The organism is Nonomuraea sp. NPDC049028 (genome assembly GCF_043197735.1).
In the GTDB taxonomy this organism is placed as follows: domain Bacteria; phylum Actinomycetota; class Actinomycetes; order Streptosporangiales; family Streptosporangiaceae; genus Nonomuraea.
Genome location: NZ_JBICTR010000006.1, coordinates 198,769 through 218,741 on the forward strand (window position 1 = coordinate 198,769; position 19,973 = coordinate 218,741).

At 68.8% G+C, this 19,973-nt stretch carries 20 protein-coding genes and 1 riboswitch; of the genes, 10 read left to right on the top strand and 10 right to left on the bottom strand.

What is annotated here, in order from left to right; translation table 11 throughout:
* Positions 1 to 12 precede the first annotated feature (12 nt).
* The 3 genes from ACGFJ2_RS24285 to ACGFJ2_RS24295 are packed head-to-tail and all read left to right on the top strand — an operon-like array spanning position 13 to position 5,957.
* Complete coding sequence (locus tag ACGFJ2_RS24285; RefSeq protein WP_393471802.1) at positions 13 to 4,329, top strand: GH92 family glycosyl hydrolase; 4,317 nt, start codon at positions 13 to 15, stop codon at positions 4,327 to 4,329.
* A gap of 57 nt (positions 4,330 to 4,386) precedes the next feature.
* A complete protein-coding gene (locus ACGFJ2_RS24290; protein WP_393471805.1) occupies positions 4,387 to 5,007 on the top strand; it encodes a TetR/AcrR family transcriptional regulator in 621 nt (206 codons plus the stop codon).
* An 11-nt stretch (positions 5,008 to 5,018) separates the two neighbouring features.
* A complete protein-coding gene (locus ACGFJ2_RS24295) occupies positions 5,019 to 5,957 on the top strand; it encodes a hypothetical protein (protein ID WP_393471808.1) in 939 nt (312 codons plus the stop codon).
* Between the two features lie 56 nt (positions 5,958 to 6,013).
* Here the strand turns inward: ACGFJ2_RS24295 and ACGFJ2_RS24300 are convergent, their stop codons facing one another.
* The 7 genes from ACGFJ2_RS24300 to ACGFJ2_RS24330 all read right to left on the bottom strand — a co-directional run bounded on the left by ACGFJ2_RS24300 (position 6,014) and on the right by ACGFJ2_RS24330 (position 12,303).
* The gene (locus ACGFJ2_RS24300) at positions 6,014 to 6,793 is read right to left on the bottom strand and encodes a class I SAM-dependent methyltransferase (protein WP_393471810.1); all 780 of its coding nucleotides are present in this window, start codon (positions 6,791 to 6,793) and stop codon (positions 6,014 to 6,016) included.
* Positions 6,793 to 7,473: a DUF4191 domain-containing protein gene (locus ACGFJ2_RS24305; protein WP_357944837.1), complete on the bottom strand. Its 681-nt coding sequence runs from the start codon at positions 7,471 to 7,473 to the stop codon at positions 6,793 to 6,795. The genes ACGFJ2_RS24300 and ACGFJ2_RS24305 overlap by 1 nt, the downstream gene beginning before the upstream one ends.
* A gap of 275 nt (positions 7,474 to 7,748) precedes the next feature.
* Positions 7,749 to 8,678: a lipoyl synthase gene (lipA, locus tag ACGFJ2_RS24310; protein WP_357944840.1), complete on the bottom strand. Its 930-nt coding sequence runs from the start codon at positions 8,676 to 8,678 to the stop codon at positions 7,749 to 7,751.
* A gap of 88 nt (positions 8,679 to 8,766) precedes the next feature.
* The gene (locus tag ACGFJ2_RS24315; protein WP_358188348.1) at positions 8,767 to 9,831 is read right to left on the bottom strand and encodes a hypothetical protein; all 1,065 of its coding nucleotides are present in this window, start codon (positions 9,829 to 9,831) and stop codon (positions 8,767 to 8,769) included.
* Between the two features lie 59 nt (positions 9,832 to 9,890).
* Positions 9,891 to 10,583, bottom strand: coding sequence for a lipoyl(octanoyl) transferase LipB (gene lipB, locus ACGFJ2_RS24320; protein ID WP_357944845.1), 693 nt, complete (start codon positions 10,581 to 10,583; stop codon positions 9,891 to 9,893).
* A gap of 38 nt (positions 10,584 to 10,621) precedes the next feature.
* Entirely contained in the window at positions 10,622 to 11,359 is a 738-nt protein-coding gene (locus tag ACGFJ2_RS24325) for a peptidase E (protein ID WP_357944848.1), read from the bottom strand.
* Between the two features lie 50 nt (positions 11,360 to 11,409).
* Complete coding sequence (locus tag ACGFJ2_RS24330; protein WP_393471816.1) at positions 11,410 to 12,303, bottom strand: TIGR01777 family oxidoreductase; 894 nt, start codon at positions 12,301 to 12,303, stop codon at positions 11,410 to 11,412.
* Positions 12,304 to 12,804: 501 nt separating this feature from the next.
* Here ACGFJ2_RS24330 and ACGFJ2_RS24335 point away from each other — a divergent pair.
* Both ACGFJ2_RS24335 and ACGFJ2_RS24340 read left to right on the top strand, forming a co-directional pair.
* Entirely contained in the window at positions 12,805 to 13,092 is a 288-nt protein-coding gene (locus ACGFJ2_RS24335) for a type II toxin-antitoxin system Phd/YefM family antitoxin (RefSeq protein WP_393471819.1), read from the top strand.
* Positions 13,089 to 13,361 (top strand): type II toxin-antitoxin system RelE/ParE family toxin, encoded by a 273-nt coding sequence (locus ACGFJ2_RS24340; protein ID WP_357944855.1) that lies wholly within the window; start codon positions 13,089 to 13,091, stop codon positions 13,359 to 13,361. Before ACGFJ2_RS24335 ends, ACGFJ2_RS24340 begins: the two co-directional genes overlap by 4 nt.
* Positions 13,362 to 13,764: 403 nt before the next feature.
* Here ACGFJ2_RS24340 and ACGFJ2_RS24345 read toward each other — a convergent pair whose 3' ends face one another.
* Positions 13,765 to 14,418, bottom strand: coding sequence for a helix-turn-helix domain-containing protein (locus ACGFJ2_RS24345; RefSeq protein ID WP_357944858.1), 654 nt, complete (start codon positions 14,416 to 14,418; stop codon positions 13,765 to 13,767).
* A gap of 152 nt (positions 14,419 to 14,570) precedes the next feature.
* On the opposite strand from ACGFJ2_RS24345, the gene ACGFJ2_RS24350 reads away from it, so the two are divergent.
* From ACGFJ2_RS24350 to ACGFJ2_RS24365, 4 genes are all read left to right on the top strand, one after another.
* The gene (locus ACGFJ2_RS24350; protein WP_357944861.1) at positions 14,571 to 15,053 is read left to right on the top strand and encodes a DUF3237 domain-containing protein; all 483 of its coding nucleotides are present in this window, start codon (positions 14,571 to 14,573) and stop codon (positions 15,051 to 15,053) included.
* Positions 15,054 to 15,110: 57 nt separating this feature from the next.
* On the top strand, positions 15,111 to 15,551 hold the full coding sequence (locus tag ACGFJ2_RS24355; RefSeq protein ID WP_358188321.1) for a nuclear transport factor 2 family protein: 441 nt from the start codon (positions 15,111 to 15,113) through the stop codon (positions 15,549 to 15,551).
* A gap of 397 nt (positions 15,552 to 15,948) precedes the next feature.
* Positions 15,949 to 16,587: a methyltransferase domain-containing protein gene (locus tag ACGFJ2_RS24360; RefSeq protein WP_393471825.1), complete on the top strand. Its 639-nt coding sequence runs from the start codon at positions 15,949 to 15,951 to the stop codon at positions 16,585 to 16,587.
* Between the two features lie 71 nt (positions 16,588 to 16,658).
* Positions 16,659 to 17,537: a metallophosphoesterase gene (locus ACGFJ2_RS24365; RefSeq protein WP_358188313.1), complete on the top strand. Its 879-nt coding sequence runs from the start codon at positions 16,659 to 16,661 to the stop codon at positions 17,535 to 17,537.
* Positions 17,538 to 17,730: 193 nt separating this feature from the next.
* Here the strand turns inward: ACGFJ2_RS24365 and ACGFJ2_RS24370 are convergent, their stop codons facing one another.
* Complete coding sequence (locus ACGFJ2_RS24370; protein ID WP_393471829.1) at positions 17,731 to 18,360, bottom strand: LysE family translocator; 630 nt, start codon at positions 18,358 to 18,360, stop codon at positions 17,731 to 17,733.
* An 81-nt stretch (positions 18,361 to 18,441) separates the two neighbouring features.
* Positions 18,442 to 18,939: a CHAP domain-containing protein gene (locus ACGFJ2_RS24375; RefSeq protein WP_393471832.1), complete on the bottom strand. Its 498-nt coding sequence runs from the start codon at positions 18,937 to 18,939 to the stop codon at positions 18,442 to 18,444.
* Positions 18,940 to 19,125: 186 nt separating this feature from the next.
* Positions 19,126 to 19,267, bottom strand: a riboswitch (cyclic di-AMP (ydaO/yuaA leader).
* Positions 19,268 to 19,573: 306 nt separating this feature from the next.
* Between ACGFJ2_RS24375 and ACGFJ2_RS24380 the strand changes: the two genes are divergently transcribed.
* Entirely contained in the window at positions 19,574 to 19,921 is a 348-nt protein-coding gene (locus ACGFJ2_RS24380; RefSeq protein WP_357944876.1) for a YciI family protein, read from the top strand.
* Positions 19,922 to 19,973 lie beyond the last annotated feature (52 nt).

Consider the following 19,973-nt stretch of genomic DNA (forward strand, 5'->3'; position numbering starts at 1 on the left):
CAGGAGGGCGACATGCGGAGAGCACGTCTTGCGGTCGTGGCGACCGCGGCTGTACTGGGATTCGCCGGGTTATCCGGGGTGGCGACGGCCGATCCGCCGACGTCACCAACAGTGACCGATCCAGCTCCGTCACCGCTGCCGTCGGACGCGCCTTCGGCGGCGCCCACGCAGCCGGCGCCCATCGAGGAGGTGACGCCGCCTCCGGGCGCCAAGCGGGAAGCCGCCGTACGGACCGCGCCGCCGGGGGCGCTCTTCTATTCCTCCCTCGAGACCGGCGACCCGCAGCCGACCTGGCTCAACACGGTCGACGAGGGCAGGAAGGCCGAGGGGATCACCGGCGCCACCACCGGCGGCATCCCGGGCAACATCACCGACGAGGTCGTCGACATCGCGGCCAGCGGCGAGAACACCCCCTCGGGCGAGGTGAAGGAGAACCTGTTCGACGGGGACGTCAACACCAAGTGGCTGGCGTTCACCGGCACGGGCTGGGTGTCGGTGAAGCTGTCCAAGCCCATCGCGGTCACCCGGTACGCCATGGCCTCCGCCAACGACGCCGCCCAGCGCGACCCGCGCGACTGGGCGCTTGAGGGGTCGGCGGACGGGCAGAGCTGGACGGCCGTGGACACGCGGGCGGGAGAGGTGTTCGACGCCCGGCTGAAGACCCGCGAGTTCGATGTCGCGCATCCGGCCTCCTACCTCTACTACCGGCTCAACGTCACGCGGATCGGCTCGGGCACGATCGTTCAGCTCGCCGAGCTGCAGCTCTCGGACGGCGACACCGCCCCGAAGCCGCCCTCCGACATGCGCAGCCTGATCGGCCCCGGCCCCGGCAGCGGCTACACCGCCAAGCCCCGCGCCGGCTACACGGGCCTCAAGGCGCTGCGCTACTCCGGCAGTACGACCACCAGCGGCGGCGGTCACTCGGCCAACAAGGTGTTCGAGACCGACATCGAGGTCACGGCCGACACCGAGCTGTCGTACGTGCTGTTCCCCGAGTTCACCGGTGCTGCGCTGAGCTACCCCAGCACGTACGCGAGCGTGGACCTGGCCTTCGCCGACGGCACCTATCTCAGTGAGCTCAGGGCCGAGGACCAGCATGGGGTCAGGCTGACGCCGCGGGCGCAGGGCGAGTCCAAGACCCTCTACGCCGACCAGTGGAACTTCCAGCGCTCCCGCATCGGCGACGTGGCCAAGGGCAAGCGGATCAAGCGCATCCTGATCGCCTTCGACGCGCCGGCCGGGCCGCTGCCGTTCAAGGGCTGGGTGGACGACATCACGCTCGTCAACGCCAAGCCGCAGCAGGTCAAGAGCCTGGCCGACCATGTGGTGACGACGCGTGGCACCCAGTCGAGCGGCGGCTTCTCGCGGGGCAACAACTTCCCGGCCACGGCCGTGCCGCACGGGTTCAACTTCTGGACGCCGATGACCGGCTCCGGGTCTAACTCGTGGCTGTACGAGTATCACCGCAACGGCAACGCCGACAACGTCCCGACCATCCAGGCGTTCGCCGCCAGCCACGAGCCGAGCCCTTGGATGGGGGACCGGCAGTCCTTCCAGGTCATGCCGTCGCTGCTGGCCAAGCCGAACCCCGACCGGGTCGCCAGGGCCACGCCGTTCCTGCACTCGGGCGAGGCCGCCAGGCCGTACTACTACGGGGTGGACCTGCTCAACGGCATCCGTACGGAGATCGCGCCCGCCGACCACGCGGCCGTGTTCCGCTTCACCTTCCCCGGCGACGGCGGCAGCCTGATCTTCGACAACTACAACAACGACGGCGGGCTGACCATCGACCAGGGCGTCGTCACCGGCTACACCGACACGCGCAGCGGCCTGTCGGCGGGCGCCACCCGGATGTACGTCTACGCGGTCTTCGACCAGCAGCCCACCGGCGGCGGCAAGCTGACCGGCGCCGGCCGCGACAACGTGACGGGCTATGTCGCCTTCTCCGCCAAGCAGGTCACGATGCGCATCGCCACCTCCTTCCTCGGCGTGGCGCAGGCCAAGCGCAACCTGGAGCTGGAGAACGGCACGTTCGAGGAGGTCAAGGCGCGCGCCCAGCGCGCCTGGGAGGACAAGCTGGGCACCGTCGAGGTCGAGGGCGCCACGCCCGACCAGCTCACGACGCTGTACTCGAACCTGTACCGGCTGTTCCTCTATCCGAACTCGGGCTTCGAGAACACCGGTACGGCCGCCGCGCCCGCCTACAAGTACGCCAGCCCGGTATCGGCCAGGAGCGGCCCGGACACCCCCACCCAGACCGGGGCCAAGATCGTGGACGGCAAGATCTACGTCAACAACGGCTTCTGGGACACCTACCGGACGACCTGGCCCGCCTACTCGCTGCTGGCCCCCGAGGCGGGCGAGCTGATCGACGGGTTCGTCCAGCAGTATCGCGACGCCGGCTGGATCGCCCGCTGGTCCTCGCCCGGCTACGCCGACCTCATGGTGGGCACCAGCTCGGACGTGGCCTTCGCCGACGCTTACAGCAAGGGCGTGCGCGGCTTCGACGCCAAGTCGGCGTACGCGGCGGCGGTGAAGAACGCCACCGTGGTGCCGGCGAACCCGGCCGTCGGGCGCAAGGGCCTGCAGACCTCGATCTTCCGTGGCTACACCGCCCTGAACGAGGTAGGCGAGGGCCTGTCCTGGGCCATGGACGGATATATCAACGACTTCGGGATCTCGAACATGGCCGCGTCCCTGGCCAAGGACGCCACCGGCGCGGAGAAGGCCCGCTACCTGGAGGAGTCCGAATATTTCCGGAGCAGGGCCCTGAACTACGTCAACATGTTCGACCCGGAGGTGGGCTTCTTCCAGGGCCGCGACTCCACGGGCAAGTGGCGGCGTACCAAGGCCGACTACGACCCCCGCGTCTGGGGCTACGACTACACCGAGACCGACGGCTGGAACATGGCCTTCCACGCGCCCCAGGACGGCACCGGACTCGCCGCCCTCTACGGCGGGCGCGCGGGTCTGGCCAAGAAGCTCGACGCGTTCTTCGCCGACCAGGAGACGGCCACGTTCCCCGGTTCGTACAACGGCGTGATCCACGAGATGCGCGAGGCCAGGGACGTCCGCATGGGCCAGTACGGCCACAGCAACCAGCCCTCGCACCACATCATCTACATGTACGACCACGCGGGGCAGCCGTGGAAGGCGCAGGCCAAGGTCAGGGAGGCGCTGTCGCGGCTGTACCTGGGCAGCGAGATCGGCCAGGGCTATCCGGGCGATGAGGACAACGGCGAGATGTCCGCCTGGTACGTCTTCAGTGCCCTCGGCTTCTATCCGCTCCAGGCCGGCAGCCAGGACTACGCGATCGGCTCGCCGCTGTTCACCAAGGCCACCGTGCATCTGCCCAGCGGCAAGGACCTGGTGATCAATGCCCCGGCCAACAGCGCCGAGAACGTCTACATCCAGGGCCTCAAGGTGAACGGCAAGGCGTGGACGTCCACCGCGCTACCGCACGACGTGCTGGCCGGTGGGGCCGTACTGGACTTCGCGATGGGGTCCAAGCCGTCCACGTGGGGCGAGCCGCCGGCGTCGATCACGCCCGACGGCGAGATGCCGCGGCCCATGCGCGACATCCCGGTCACCGGGGGCCCGGCGGCGCTGTCGGACGACACCTCGGCAACCACAGCCACCGTTTCCGGAAATATCACTCTTCAGACGGGAACGCGGGACCAGGTGAGCTTCTACACCCTCACCTCGGCGGCCACCGGTCCCACGTCATGGAAGCTCGAGGGCTCCTACGACGGTACGGCCTGGACGGTCATCGACCAGCGGGACGGCCAGCGGTTCGACCAGGCGAGGCAGACCCGGCCGTTCAAGATCGCCCGCCCCGGGCGGTACGCCCAGTACCGCCTCACCGTCTCCGGCACGCTGGCCGAGCTGGAGCTGCTGGCAGTGCCGGATCCGGCCTGCACGCGATCCGTCACCGGCACCCACAGCGGCCCCCTCACGGTCGGCTCCGGCGTGACCTGCCTGGCGGCGGGCGCGAACGTGACCGGCCCCCTCATTGTCCGGCAGGGGGCCTCGCTGATCGCGCGGGCCGCCACGGTCGGCGGACCGGTCACCGCGGTGGGCGCCGGGCGGCTGGTCCTGGTGGACACCTCGGTGGGCGGCCCGCTCACGGCGACCTCGGTGAAGGAGCTGTCCGTGGAGAAATCGGTGGTGGGCGGACCGGTGACGCTGGTCGGCGACAGCGGGCCGCTGATCGCCGCCAGCACGGTCAAGGGGCCGTTGACCTGCACGGGCAACTCTCCGGCACCGACCGCGAACGGTCTGTCCAACACGGTCTTGGGACCGTCGGCGGGCCAGTGCAAGGGTCTCTAGCGCGATAAAAACCTTACCGGGTTCGATATTGAACCCGGTAAGGTTTATGCTGTCCCCATGATGATGGCCGGACTCAGGGAGAAGAAGAAGGAGCAGACCCGGCGGCGCATCGCCGAGGTGGCGCTGCGGATGTTCGCCAAGCGGGGCTACGAGGCCGTGACGGTCAACGAGATCGCCGAGGCGGCCGGGGTCGCGAAGGTCACGCTGTTCACCTACTTCCCGACCAAGGAGAGCCTCGTCCTCGACGTGGTCAAGGAGGACATGGCGAAGATCGTCAACGAGCGGCGGCCGGGACAGGCGCCGCTCGAGGCGCTGCGCGAGCACTACCGGGCGTTCGCCGCCGAGGACACGGAGGGGGTCGACGTCGAGGGCCTGCTCACCCGGGCCTGGGTGATCTCGGCCAGCCCGGCGCTGATGGCGGGGCTGCACCAGACCCGGGCCGGGCAGCGGTACGAGCTGGCCGCCGCTCTGGCCAGTGCGCGGGGAGTGCCGGACGGGTCGTGCGAGCTGCGGGACCAGCTCATGGCCGCGCAGATCACCGCCGTGCTCACGACGGTGCAGGAGGGGTTCTTCCAGCGGCTCGTCGAGGGGACGCCCATCGCCGAGGCGGGCGGTCGGCTGGCGGACGACGTCGAGCTCGCCTTCGACCTCCTAGAGCACGGCTTCACCGGAGATTAAGGGGATATTTCGTGAAAAAAGGCATCAACTATGACACCGGGTTTCTGCCGGGCGAGAGCCTGTCCCGGACGACGTTCGACGCCGAGACGGTCGGGCGCGAGATGCGGGTGATCGCCGACGAGCTGCGCTGCGCGGCCGTACGCGTGTCCGGCGGCGACCCGGAGCGGCTGAGCGTGGCGGCCGAGCAGGCCGCCGCGGCCGGGCTGGAGGTCTGGTTCGCGCCGTTCCCCGTCGACCTCACGCCGGAACAGGTGATCCCCCTCTACGCCGACTGCGCCGAACGAGCCGAGGCCGTCCGGCGCGGCGGCGCCGAGGTGGTGCTGGTCACCGGCTGTGAGACCAGCGCCTTCTGCGAAGGGTTCATGCCCGGTGCCGACTACATGGAGCGCCTGCGGGCAATGATGTCGGCCGACATGGAGTGGTGGCAGTCGCTGGGCACGATCATGGGCCGTTTCAACGGCTTTCTCGGGGAGGCCGCCGAGACGGTGCGGCCGCTGTTCGGGGGCCGGATCACGTACGCCTCCGGGCCGTGGGAGTTCGTCGACTGGACGCCGTTCGACCTGGTCGGTGTGGACGCCTACCGGGCCGCGTACAACGCCGGCAGCTTCGTGGAGGAGGTGCGCGGCCACTTCAAGCACGGCAAGCCCGTGGCGGTGACCGAGTTCGGCACCTGTGCCTATACGGGGGCGGGGGAGCTCGGGGGCATGGCCTGGGAGGTGCCCGACGGCTCCGTACGCGACGAGGGCGAGCAGATCCGCTACCTCAACGAGCTGCTCGACGTCTTCGAACAGGAGGGGGTCGACACGGCCCTGTGGTTCACCTTCGCCTCCTACAACCGGCTCGGCGACGACGACCTGGGCGCGTACGGCGTGGTCCGGATGCTCGATGAGACCCGCTGGGAGCCCAAGGCGGCCTTCCACGCGATGGCGGCCCGGTACGGGCGCGCCTGAACCCTGCTCGGTCGGTCAGTCGCGCGAGGCCGAGCTGTCGGTCGGGGTGCGGTGGGTCAGTGGTGTGTGCAGGTGAAGATGGCGGTGCCCGGTATGTACTTGCCGCGCAGCGGGCTCCAGCCGCCCCACACCCGGTCGTGGCCCGCCGGCCATTCGGGCTCCAGCAGGCCCGTCACGGTCAGGCCTGAGGCGACGATCAGGCCGATCCAGTCGGCCATTGTCCGATGGTGCTCGACGTAGGTGGTTGTGCCGTACTCGTCCGTCTCGACATAGGGCGAACGGTCGAAGTAGGACCGGTCGGACGTCAGCCCGCGCGGCCCCGGATCGTCGGGGAACGCCCACCGGATCGGATGGCTGACCGAGAACACGAACCGCCCGCCCGGCCGCAGCACCCGGCCCACCTCACGGAACACCGCCAGCGGATCGGCCACGAACGGCAGCGCTCCGAACGCCGAGCACGCCAGATCGAACGACCCGCCGGCGAACGGGAGCACCTCGGCGTCGGCCTGCACCACAGGGACGTGCAGGCCGGTGTCGAGGTCGATCCGCTGCGAGTGGCGCAACTGCCGGTGCGACAGGTCGAACGCGGCGACCTCGGCCCCCTGCCCGACCAGCCACCGCGCGCACTGGGCCGCGCCACAGCCCATCTCCAGCACTCGCCGGCCGCGTACGTCGCCCAGCAGGTGCGCCTCGGCCTCGTCGACGCCCTCCGGGCACCAGACGAAGCCGGTGTCGCGCAGGAACCCGCCGTGTTCGACCTGGTAGTCGTCGGCGTTGCCGTCCCACCAGCCGCGGTTGGCCCGCGAGGAGTCCGACAGCGCGTTCCCTGGAGGCACTAGCGCATCTTGGGGCCGCGCGGAACCCGAGCGCCCTTGGGCATCGGGCCCTTGGGCATCGGCATGTTCTTGGGGAGCGAGCGCAGGCGGTCCTTGACCTCGTTGACCGAGGGCTTCTTGAGGTTGCGCGGCAGCTTCATGATGTGGCGCTGGAGCTTGCCCAGCGGCACCTGCCCCTCGCCGTCACCGCACTGGATGTCGTAGATCTCGACGCCCAGCACCACCCGCGCGACCCGCTTCTTCTCGGCCGCGAGCATCTTCGCCACCCGGTTGCCGGGCCCCTCGGACACCAGCACGACCCCCGGGAACCCGATCACGAGGTGGATCAGGTCCTGGTCACGGTTGACCGCGATGGCCGGGGTGACCTGCCAGTTGCCCCGCATGCCCTGCAGCACCGCGGCGGCGGCGCCGGTCTGGCCGTGCAGGATCGAATATTGGGCGCGCTGCGCCAGCTGCCCGAACACCACGAGGCCGACGGTGAGCGCGGCGAGCACGCCGAGGAACACCGAATACCACAGATAGTCCGTGACCAGCCCGATCACGACGATCACAGCCAGCGTGCCGACCGCCGAAAGGAAGACGATCGGCAACCCCTTGGGGTTGGCCTGCTTGATGATCTGCGCGATCATGCGGAACTGCTTGATGCGTCCCGGCTTCTCTGGGTCCTCGGACTTTGCCATGCTTCGAAGAATACAAACCAACCGAGCGGGATACGAAAACGCCTCTGGTCGTTCGGGGGTTTTTCTTTTACGGCAGAGCACGGTGGGCCCCACCCGCCGTACGGGGCCGGGCCCTGTCCAGGGGCACGCTCCTCCGGTGATGCGGGGCCGGGCGCCGTGACGTGACGGTGAGACCCCGGCCTACGTGCGTTACCAAACCGGTATTGCACGTCCATTCAGCGGAGCCGATGTCACGCAGCCAGGCCGCCTCCATGGCGGAGGCGGCCCAGGGGAGTTCAGGCGCTCTGGCGGGCCTCGATGGCCTGCTTGTAGAGCTTGCCCGCGCGGTAGGAGGAGCGGACGAGCGGGCCCGACAGGACACCCGCGAAGCCGATCGCCTCGGCCTCCGCCTGGAGCTCGACGAACTCCTCCGGCTTGACCCAGCGCTCGACCGGGTGGTGGCGGGGCGTCGGGCGCAGGTATTGGGTGATCGTCAGCAGGTCGGTGCCGGCGGCGTGCAGGTCGCGCATCGCCTCCACGACCTCCTCGCGCGTCTCGCCCATGCCCAGGATCAGGTTGGACTTGGTGACCAGCCCGGCCTCACGGGCCGTCGTGATCACGCCGAGCGAGCGCTCATAGCGGAACGCGGGCCGGATGCGCTTGAAGATCCGCGGCACGGTCTCGACATTGTGCGCGAACACCTCGGGCTTGGCCGAGAACACCTCTTCCAGCTGCTCACGGTTGCCGTTGAAGTCGGGCACCAGCAGCTCGACCCCGCAGCCGGGCAGCAGCGCGTGGATCTGCCGCGCGGTCTCGGCGTAGAGCCAGGCGCCGCCGTCGGGCAGGTCGTCGCGGGCCACGCCGGTCACCGTGGCGTAGCGCAGGCCCATCTGCTCGACCGACTCGGCCACGCGACGCGGCTCGTCCCGGTCGTACTCCTTGGGCTTGCCGGTGTCGATCTGGCAGAAGTCACAGCGGCGCGTGCACTGGTCGCCGCCGATGAGGAACGTCGCCTCGCGGTCTTCCCAGCACTCGTAGATATTGGGGCAGCCCGCCTCTTCACAGACCGTGTGCAGGCCCTCCCGGCGCACGAGCGATTTCAGCTCGGTGTATTCGGGGCCCGTCTTCAGCTTGGTCTTGATCCACGGGGGCTTGCGCTCGATAGGGGTTTCGGCGTTGCGCACCTCCAGGCGGAGGAGCTTTCGGCCTTCAGGAGCAACGGTCACCGACCCAGCTTACGTCTCGCCCCAACCTCTCCCACTCCCAGGGCCACCATTCGCCGGGTCATCGGATGATTCAGCTGGCTTGGCGGGCTCAGATGACCAGGCCGAAGCTGCGGATGGCGCGGGTGTAGTGGCGGTGCAGTTCGTCGTCGATCCGGTCCGACTCGGCCGAGCCGAGCAGCTCCGAGCTGGACAGCACGGACCCGGACGGCGCTGAGCCGGACGGTGCTGAGCCGGACAGCGCCGAGCCGGGCGCGGTGGTGCGGACGCCGTCGGGGGCGCTGTTGGGGGCCAGCAGCGCGGTCCGCCTGATCGACGCCACGCTCTCGCCGCGCAGGGCCGCCGCCTGCATGGGGGCGACGTACCTGCCGCTGGCCAGCAGCCCGTCGATCTCGGCCAGTTCCCCGGCCGTGAGGACGCGCAGGGCCCTCGCCTGCCGCCGTTCGTGTCTGCGGGCGTCGTCGGAGCGGGCCAGCCGCTTCAGGCAGTACTCGGTGAGCAGCACCGGGCCGCCGAGCACCCGCCCGACGATCCGGCCCAGGAAGCTGACCGCCTCGTAGCCGGTGCTGTTGGAGTTCAGTACGCCGAGCGAGGTGGCCATCTGCGTGTGGGCCGCCTCGCGCGCACGCAGCGGTGCCGCTCCGATGAGCGCCTCGCGCCATGCGCCCAACGTCGCCAGCGCGCCGTCCACGATGAGCTCGCCGCCGGTCGGCAGCTCCGCGTACGCCCTGGCCAGCAGCGCGACTCGCTGCCGCGGCGAAAGGGCCAGCCACGAGGGCAGCCCGATGACCAGCACGGGCACCCTGAGCGGGCCGGTGCGCGTGTACGTGGTGCCCAGGACCAGATCCCTGACCGCCACCTTCTGGGGACGCTTGACGCCGATCCGGTCGGCCACCCGCTCCGCCATCCCGTACACCTGCGGGGCCGAGGAGGGGTCGAGGACCTCGGCGTCGGCGGGCAGGCTGCCGAGGCGCGGCCGCAGCATCCACCCGATGGCGATCAGCAGGGCACCGAGCGCCCACGCCGCGGCGAACTGGGCGTTGACCACGATCGTCCACCCGCCCAGCACGACGAAGGCCAGCGTCAGGGTGTGCACGACGAGAGCGAGAACCAGGGCCGCGAGCCACGTCGCAGACTGCTGCACAGACCGCTTCACAGGCTGATCGTAAACAGGCGAATGCCAGATTTCACCGCGATTCGGCGACCGGCCGTGGGTCAGCGGCGCATGAGGTCTTCCTCGTGCAGGTCGTACGGCTCCAGGCCCAGTGCTTCGGCCAGCCGTTTCTCGGCGATCGGGATGACCTCCTCGACCACGATCCGCCTGCCCGTCTCGGCGGACAGTGAGGAGACCCCCACGTCCGGGATGCCGCACGGGACGATCCGGCTGAACCACCGCGGATCATTGGCGCAGTTGAGCGCGAAGCCGTGCATCGTGACGCCGCGTGAGACGCGGATGGCGACGGCGCCGAGCTGGCGGTCGGGCAGGCCGAGGCTGGTGTCGCCCGCGGCCCAGACCCCGGCCCAGCCCGGTATCCGCCTGGCCGTGACCCCGAAGTCCGCACAGATCTGGATCATCGTGTCTTCGAGCCGGCAGATGTAGCGGGTCACGTCGTCGATCTCGACGATCGGGTAGGCGACGAGCTGGCCGGGACCGTGCCAAGTGATGCGGCCCCCGCGGTCGACGTCGATCACGGGGGTGCCGTCGGAGGGGCGTTCGTGCGGGGCGGTGCGCTTGCCCGCCGTGTAGACGGGCGCGTGCTCCAGGAGCAGGACCGTGTCGGTCAGCTCCCGGGCCACCCGTTTGCCGTGCACCCAGCGTTGCAGCTGCCAAGCCTGCTCGTAGGGGACGTCGACACCGAGACGGACGATGGCCAATGCGTGGGGGTCGACCCCGTGCTTGGGGCGCATGTGTCCATTGTGCCGTTCCCTCACCCATCCAGGGTAATTCAGGAGGTGAGCAGCCGAGGCTCGATCCGGAACTCCTTTGCCCCCTCGGCCCCGTCATGCTCGACTTTGTAGGCGTATCCGGCTGGATCGGTGGTTACGGCCTGAATGAAATCGGTGCCCACGTAGTGCAGCGCCACCCCCTCGTCGGCGGCGTAGCCCTCGGGCAGCTCGCCGCTGGCCACCGACTGGTGCAGCAGCTGCCGGCGCTGCGGCTCGGAGTTGTAGTGGACTCCGCACGAGTAGGGCAGGAAGGCCAGGCCGTCGGCCCACACGTTGAGCTCGGGGCCGAAGGAGTCGGTGTTGCCGCCCACATGCCAGCACAGGGCGCCCGCGCTCTGCCCGGACAGCACCACGCCCGACCGCCACGCCTCCTCGAACGCCTCGTCGTAGCCGTGCAGCCGCCACAGGGCCGCCAGGTTGGCCACGCTGCCACCGCTGACATAGATCATGTCCTGCTCGAGCATCCACGCCCGGGGATCCTTGACATTGGGCATCGGGAACACCGTCAGATGGCTCAGCTCGACGTCCCACCCGGCGAAGGCGCCGTACATCTTCAGCAGCCAGTCGGCGTCGTCGCCCATCGCGGTGGCGACCAGCCCCAGCTTCGGCCGGTCCTGGCCGGTCAGGTCGAGGCCGTAGCGCAGCAGCGGGCTCGCCTCCAGAAAACCGTGACGCGCCGTCGGGCGGAACGACCCACCGCCGATGGCAAGAATGTGCGACTGGCCGGACCTGGTCATGTTGGTATCTCCCGCGTGGTAAAGGATGAACAGCACCCTAGATTATGGCGCTAGATTATGTCGCTCAAGGCCTCGTCGAGGTGGCTATGGGTGAATCCGTAGCCGCTGCCGGACAGTTTCCCGGGCAGAATCCGGTGGCTGGGCAACAGCCCTTCCCGCGCGAACTCTCCCAGGCCGATGCTCAGCGCGAAGGCCGGGACAGGCATCGGTACAGTGCCCTTACGCAGGGCTTTCCCGAGCGTGGTGGTGAACTCCGCATTGCTCACGGGATTGGGCGAAGTCAGATTAACCGCCCCCACCAATTCCCGATTTTTCAGGATATGTAGTACGGCCTGAACCCAGTCGTCCTCGGATATCCAGGACCAGTACTGCTTCCCACTCCCGAGCGGCGCGCCGAGCCCCATCTTGAAGATGGGCAGCATCCGCCCAAGCGCCCCACCACGCCCACTCAATACGAGCCCGGTACGCAATTGCGCGGCCCGGATGCCGACCTCCTCGGCGGGCTTGGCGGCACCTTCCCAGAGCTCGCACAGATCAGCCAGAAACCCGGTGCCCTTCCCCTGGGACTCATCGATGACCCGATCCCCGGTGTCACCGTAGAAGTCCACCCCGGACGCCGACACGAGCACCTCAGGCGGCCGGGACAACTGTCGCAACGCGCCGACGAGCACCCGAGTCCCGTCGACCCGGCTCCGCACCAGCTCGCGCTTGTACGACTCGCTCCAGCGCCGGTCGGCGATGGGCGCTCCGGCCAGATGTACGACGCCTTCGGCCCCTTCGAGCACCGAAAGATCGATCACATCGTCCCGAGGCTCCCAGTAGGCCTCCTCATCGCTCTCCGGAGGCCGCCGCACCATCCTGACAACCCGCCGCCCCTGCCCCTTGAGCGCATCCACCAAGGGCCCCCCGAGCAGCCCGGACGCCCCCGTAACGATGATCGTCATACCTCCCACACTACGCCGGAGCCCTCCCGCCACCCACCGTTACCCGTCTGGAGTGTTGGCCGTCTGATGCCCACCCCGATCGAAGGTGCTCGCTTCGCTCGCTCGCTCTGTCAGGCGGGCTGGCGCCCGCTCCCGCGTCGGTCCTCGCTTCGCTCGGGCGTCTCCCTGGGGCGTGGCTCCGCCGCGCGCTTCGCCCACGGCTTCGATTGTTGTCCAGATGGCGCTGGTGATGCCCTTGGCCGAGCCCAAGGCAACGGGCGATCGCACGGGACGTACCGGACAGACGGGAAAGGGACGTCATTGGAGACGACGACAAAGACACGACCGCTGCCTCGGTGCCGTCCGCAGGAGAGAAGCTGATCGGCGCGGCGGCGGTTCTCGGCGCAGCCCCGGCATCGCCACTTGGTGCACGGTCGTGAGCGCACCAACCGATCAGTGCAGCGCATCGGTAGCTAGCCGAAATCTTGGCCGATATCCCAGCCATGGAGCGATCATGGATCCATGGAGGTCATTCCGATCAGCGAAGCCAAGGACCGGCTGACCGAGCTTGCCGACCGGGCCGCGCGCGAGCATGATCACTTCACACTCACCCGGAACGGGCGGCCGCATGCCGTTATCGTGTCCGTGGCCGAGTGGGAGTCCCTGCAGGAGACACTCGAGATTCTCGCTGACCCGGAAATGCGCGCCGACCTGGTCGAGGCCGCTGCCGCCGAGGCGCGCGGCGATGTGACCACCGAGGAGGAGATGGCAGCCATCCTGGCGGCTCGCCTCGGCAAGGCCGGCGCGTGAGCGACCGCTACACCATCCTCCTGAGCCCACCGGCTCGCCCTGCGCTCGCCTCGGGCCTTCCCGAGACTGTAGCGGCCGCGGCCTGGGAGTTGATCACCGGCGCTGTCGCTCGCGAACCATGGCGCGTCGGCAAGCCTCTGCAAGAGCCATACGAGGGACTGCATGTTGCCCGGCGCGGGACCTACCGTGTGGTCTACCGCATCGACGAAGACAAACACACTGTGACGATCCAGTCCATCAAACACCGCCGCGACGCCTACCGCCCATAGAGCCCGCTGCTGCCCGCCCTACCTGTCGGTGCCAGGGGCTGGCGGAGATCACGCGTCGCCACATGAGATAGGTCAGGGATGCGGGCAGGTCAGGGTTGTGGAACCGCCGGGGAAGGCCGCGCGAGAACAGGGCCGCCTGTTCGCCCATTCTGGCTCACCGTGGATGGCGTACAGGAGCCCGGATCGTACAGCGCCGCTGTCCAGCAGTCACTTCAGCGTTCGGTCGGGATGTGCCGCAAGCCAGTTGGCGATCAGTCGGTCGGTGGTCGGCCGCGCGCTCGCCCCTTTGCCATGGTTCAGATGGGTGACCAGCGGCCAAAAGCCGTGAGTGGAAGGACCCTCTGCGAGGGAGCGGCGACGTTGGCCGACCGGGGCGCAGAAGCCGAAGGCGCACTGGGCCGTCCTAGTGGTTGAGCCCGAAGAGCTCTCTCGTGGCCTGGATGGCGTCGGGCCTTCCTTGCACGTGGAGGCGGCCCGTGGAGAGCGCGGCGAGTGCGGCGGCGGGATCGCGCCCCATCTCGGCGAGCGTCGTGGCATCGGCGAAGGTCAGGACCACATCTGGATCGTCGATGTGGCCGGGGAAGGTGTGCAGGTCGCCTTCGGCGATGCGGGCGTGCATGGCTTCGGTGCCCACTCTGAACTCAACAGTGAGGGGTGTGGCCGGGACCCGCTCGGGCCGGAACATCGCCCGCAGGGACGATGTGATCCAGTGAATTTGGAAGGCGGCGCCGTCGTCCTGCTCGCCGAGCAAATGAATGCCGAACCGGGCGAGCTCGGTCATCGTCGGTTGCAGGGCACGGCCGAGCGGCGTCAGCTCGTACACCTTTGACGCGGCCGGCGCGGGGAGCGTGCGCCGACTGATGATTCCGGCTTCCTCCAGGACCTTCAGACGGGTGGCGAGCATGTCGGTGGAGATGCCTACGAGCCCGGCGAGTAGATCGACGTAGCGTTTCGGCCCGTCGAGCAGCTCACGGACGACCAGCAGAGTCCACCGCTCGCCGACCACGTCAAGTGTCTTGGCCACCGCACAGTAATGGCCGTAGGACCGCGATGCCATGGGGGCAGCCTACCCCACTTCTCGGTCCATCCAAGTTGCTGATCTGAATTTCAGAGCACCTACTTGACTTTTCCAAGTGATCGCCTGAAGGTGTTGTCGCGGCAGGTCGCACGATCAGGACCTGCTCCATGACCTGGCCCTGGGAGGACTGTATGACCCTTGTCGAAACCGACCCCACCGCCACCATGGTCACGGTCGAGCACCTGTGCGACTTCGCCATCAGGTTCCAGACCATGCAGATCTTCTCCACCCCGGTGGCCATGCGCATGATCGCGGTCGTTGACCGCGGAACCGTCGAGGGGCCGCGGCTGCGCGGCGAGTTCCTGCCCGGTGGCGGTGACTGGATCACCGTCGGCTCCGACCGTGTCGCCCGCCTCGACGTCCGGGCGACGATTCGCACGCATGACGACGAGCTGGTGTTCGTCACCGTCACTGGCCGCGCCACGCTGTCGGAGGAGGCGATCGGCCGGCTACTGGCCGGCGAGACCATCGGCTGGAACGAGATGCACGCACGATCCGTGCCGCTGTTCGAGACCGGCGCGGAGCGCTACTCGTGGCTGAACTCCACCGTTGCCATCGCCGTCAACGAGCTGTCCCTCGACCACGTCGAATACCGCGTCTACCGCATCCAGTGACCAACCATCAGCCCGCCGAGTGAGCCCAGTGAGCCTAGTGACAGGAGGCAGCGCGCCATGCCCACCGCCGCATCGCCCGCGCACAACGTCAGAGAACTCTTCAACACCTACGCCACAACTTTCGCCACCCGCGACGTGGACGCGATCGCCGCGCTGCACTCGCCCGGAACCCAGTTCTGGCTGCACAACGGCGAGCAGCCGGTTCAGGGTCGATCCGCGCTCCGCGACAGCTTCGCCTTGCTGTTCGCCCAGTGGCCTGACCTGGGATTCGACATCCACCGGGTCATCATTGGTGAGCGGCACTGGGTTCTTGACTGGGCTCTCACCGCTGTTCTCACCGACTCCGGCGGCAACCGGCGGCCGATCCGCTTCGACTGCCTCGACGTGGTCACGCTTGACGAGAACGGGCTCGTCGAACGCAAGGACACCTTCATCGATCTTCCTCAGGCGCAGGCAGCGCTGACCGCCGTAGCGGCCGGGTCCGGGGGTCATTCATGACGCCAATGGCCGGTGCGGTCCTGCGCAACCCGATGACGCTCGCGCACGGCCCTTGTCACCAGGTGGCACTCCTTGCCAGGGTGCCGCACTCCCGACTGCACCGCCACATATTCGCCACGTTAGGTATTCGTACAGTTACGGAGGTTGTTTGTTCGGGGCGTGAGGAGTTGGGCGTGGGCAAGCATGAGGGCGCGACAAGCGCACGTACGAGGAGTTCGATCCGCCCAAGGACGAGGACAACAAGGGTGACGGGGGCGGCACAGGAGATGGCCGACACAGCAGCGGGAAGCGGAGGTGACGCCGCCGGACCTCGACAACCGCATCAGCGGCAAGATCAACGCGATAAGCGGTAATCGAGAGCCGGTCACCCGGCACCCTCGAGGAAGCGCTGAAAGCCGTGCCGCGGCACCTGTTCGTGCCCTCGGTGGGGCTGGCTCTGGCCGATGACGGGCCTGTGCTCATCGATTGGGGTGGCGATCCAGACGCGTGGTGGGCGGCCGTCTACGGGCCGGCCGCCATCGTGACCCAACTCGACGAGGGCGCGACCGCCCTTCGCGCCACGGAAGGCCGCTACAACTGCTCCAGCTCAGCCCTCGGTACCGTGGTCGGCCTGCTCGGACTGCTGAATCCCCGGCCTGGACACCGCGTGTTGGAAGGAGGTACCGGCACGGGCTGGACCGCCGCATTGCTGTCACATCTGGTCGGCGAGGACGGCAGCGTGACATCTATCGAGGTTGATGAAGGTCTCGGTGAGCAGGCGGCCAAGTCCTTGGCCGCGGTCGGGGCGCAGCCGCACCTGATCGTCGGTGACGGCGCGGCCGGCTGCCCTGACCGGGCACCGTACGACCGGGTACACGTCACGTGTGGCATTCACACCGTGCCGTACGCCTGGATCCAGCAGGCCGCTCCCGGTGCGGTGGTCGTCGCACCGTTGTTGACGTTCTTCCGGCCAGGGTGTCAAGCTCGACCTGGCTCGGTCGTCGAGATGGCGGTGGAGCGCTGGGATGTGAGTCACCGGTTCAGGGCCGGTGGTTGACACCGCATCGTTGCGCCGTTCGACCGGTGCTGGGCCATGTCCGGATGGCTTTCGCGAAAGGTCGGCAGGCGATGAAGATCGCTTTCTTGGGTGATGTCCATGGTTGTGTGCTGCACGCGCTGGGTGCGGTCGTGGCGCTGCGGAAGCGACGGGAGATCCGGCTCGACGCCGTGATCCAGGTCGGCGATCTGGGCGCCTACCCGTCGTTCGATCGGTGGGACGAGGCCAGCCGTCGGTTCGGCCGGGATCATCCCGCTCAGGGGGACTTCTTCCGGCTGCTCGATCCGTCGCCGGCCTTCGCCGAGGGGGTGCGCTCGGCTCTCGGGCGGGTCCCCGGTGTGCTGTTCGTCAGCGGCAACCACGAGGATCACGACTGGCTGGCATCCTTGCACGACGCGGCGGGCGCCGAGGTCGTGCCGGTGGATCCCCTCGGCGCCTACCTCCATGTCGCCTGCGGGAACGTGGTTGAGGTCGCCGGGCAGCGCGTGGCGTTCCTGGGGCTTATCGAGGTTCCGGGGAAGATGGATCTGGACGAGAGCGCGTACGCGCGGCTGATGGCGGTCAGACCGGGTGACGTGGACGTCCTGGTGACTCATGACGGCCCGTACGGGATCTCACGCGACCGGCGCGGGAACGTACAGGGCTCGGCGAAGCTGACCGCACTCATCGAGCACCTGCAGCCGCGCCTGCACGTCAGCGGCCACTACCACCACCCCAACGGCCCCCGCCGCTACGGCCGCACGACCTCCTACGCGCTCGCCCAGTTGGTGCGGCCCAAGACCACCAAGTGGGAGCCGGAGCCCATCAACCCCGAACAACGGGTGACAGCTGGGAGCATCGGCCTGCTCGACACCGAAACCGGTGACTTCGAGTACGTACAAGATGATTGGCTGGCCGGTATCAGCGGGGACGCGTTGGACCTCGCCGAACTCATCGCAGTCCACTCCTGAAGCACGGCGCGATCAGGAGATGGACGACCAGGCGCGCAGGGAGCTTGCGCAGCCGCCGCTCACTGCACCCGCACTTCTCGATTCGGCGGCTCGTCTCCCCACACCGCGCCGACGAGCCCGTCCGGCGAGACGGGTCGCCCGTCGGAAACCGAGGCGGCGAGCCGCGTTCCTCCGCTGACCGGGCCGCGGCCGGTCAGCGTTCGGCCGCGAGGGTGACGCCCAGACCGATGAACACGCTCCCGGTCGCGGCGTCGATCCGGCGGCGCACCGCCTGGCGGCCGCGCAGCCAGCCGCCGATCCGCCCGGCCAGCACGCCGACCGTCGCGTCGGCCAGGAACTCCAGGACGATCAGGACGGCGCCGAGGATGGCGAACTGCAGCCAGACCGGCCCCGCCGCGGGATCGATGAACTGGGGCAGGAAGGCGACCATGAACGTGAACGTCTGCGGATTGGCCATGGAGGAGACCACGCCATTGAGGAAGGCCCGCCGACCGGACATTCCGCGGCTGGCCGGATCGTCGGCCTGGCCGTTCTTGCGGTTGCGGATCATCTGGACGCCGAGGTAGATCAGGTACGCGGCGCCGGCGAACCGTAGCACCGTGAAGACGACCGGGAACGTCGTCAGCAGCACGGCGAGCCCGGCGGCGGCCGCGGCGATGTACAACGCGTCACCCGTGATCACGCCGGCCGTGGCCAGCAGCCCGGCGCGGGGCCCACCCCGCAGACCGCATCCCAGCACGAACAGCATGTCGGGTCCGGGGGTGATCAGAGCGACGATGGTGGTCGCCGTGAAAACGGCGAGCAGGTGCGGATCGATCGGCATGCGATGATCTTTCCACCTCTGGTGTCGGCGCACCGCTTCGGGGACGCCGCTCGGGGGGTGCCAGAGGCGCCAGGCCAGCTGTCAGGCGGCGTAGTGCGGGTAGCCGTAGCCGACGACCTGGGAGGTGGGACGGACACGCTGCTCGACCTTGCCGTTGCCGGTGTTGCCCTCGATCGTGGAGATCGTGCCGTCGCCGTTGTCCTTGACCACGAAGCCGACGTGGCTGATGGAGCTCAGGTCCTTGCTGCCGCTCCAGGAGTAGAAGACCACGGCGCCGGGCTTGGCCACGGTGCCCCAGCGGTGGTTGGCGGCGAACCACTTGGCGTGGGCGACGGTGTAGGCGTCCCAGCCGACCTGGGAGCGGGCGCCGGTCTCCTCGCCGACCCAGGAGACGAACATCGAGCACCAGGCGGCGTTCAGGTAGTCCTGCCTGCTGCCGCCGTCACGCTGGACGGTCTCGGCGGCGCGGGCCGAGTTCATATACCACTTCTGGAACTTGGTGCCGCCGCCGTTGGCGTCCTCGGACGTGCCGACCTGGGCCTTGGCCAGGTTCAGGACCTGCTGGGCGGTGACGTTCACCTGGGCCTCGCCGTTCCTGCCGCCCTGCGCGGAGGCGGGGGCGGCCTGAGCCGCGATGGGGGTGTGCCCTGTGGGGGTGGTGGCGGCGTTCGCCGCGGTGTGGGCGCCGAGGGCGGCGGCGGTGAGGGTCGCGCAGAGCGCGATCTTGGCATAGCTGATCTTGGGGGTGCGGATAATGGTGATTACTCCTTGCTTCCATTCCGCTTACCGGGTTAGCTGACGGGCTCGGGCGTGGAAGCTGCCCTACGACACGTTGACGTGCCGATTAGCCCCGATCGAGACATGGGTCCCCGGTCCCGCGCACAGGCGGGTTCAGCGGTCACAGGTGATTGCCTGTGATGCATGCGATGGGTATAACGTCCGTACTCGGACTTTGGTGGTGCGGCCAGAGGGATACTCACTGTCTAGGCCAGGCGCACAGAGGGGTACAACGCACCCCTGACCTGGGTAATTCCATCGCCATGAAATCGCCATGCCCAGCCCGGCCGGCTCGTCGATCCGTCAAGTAGCGGGGGTGTCTTGTTGAAGTCGCGCCAGGGCGCGTCTGGAAAAGGTTCGCGTACGGTCTGTCGAATTCGCCTCGCCCGTCCGACGTAGAGGCGTACCGACCGGACAGACGGCCAAGGAGACCCTCATGCCCCAGTACGCGATCCTCATCTTCGACAACGCCGGAGCCGGCGACTACACCCCCGAGCAGCAGGCGGCGAGCCAGCGGCACGCCGACGACCTCGTCGACTCCGGCGCCATGATCGCGGCCTACGCGCTGCGGTCCGCCGACACCGCCACCTCGTTGCGCGGCGACGTGGTCACCGACGGGCCCTTCATCGACGCCAAGGAAGTCATCGCCGGCGTCTGCGTCATCGAGGCCCCCGACCTGGACGCCGCCCTGGACCTGGCGCGTCGCAACCCCGCCGTCCAGTGGGGCCGTGGCGGCGTCGAGGTGCGCCCCGTCGCGGGCGGCATCGCGCCCACCGCCCGATGACGGCCGCGGCGGACGCGGGCCAAACCGACGCGAGCCAAACGGAGGCGGGCCA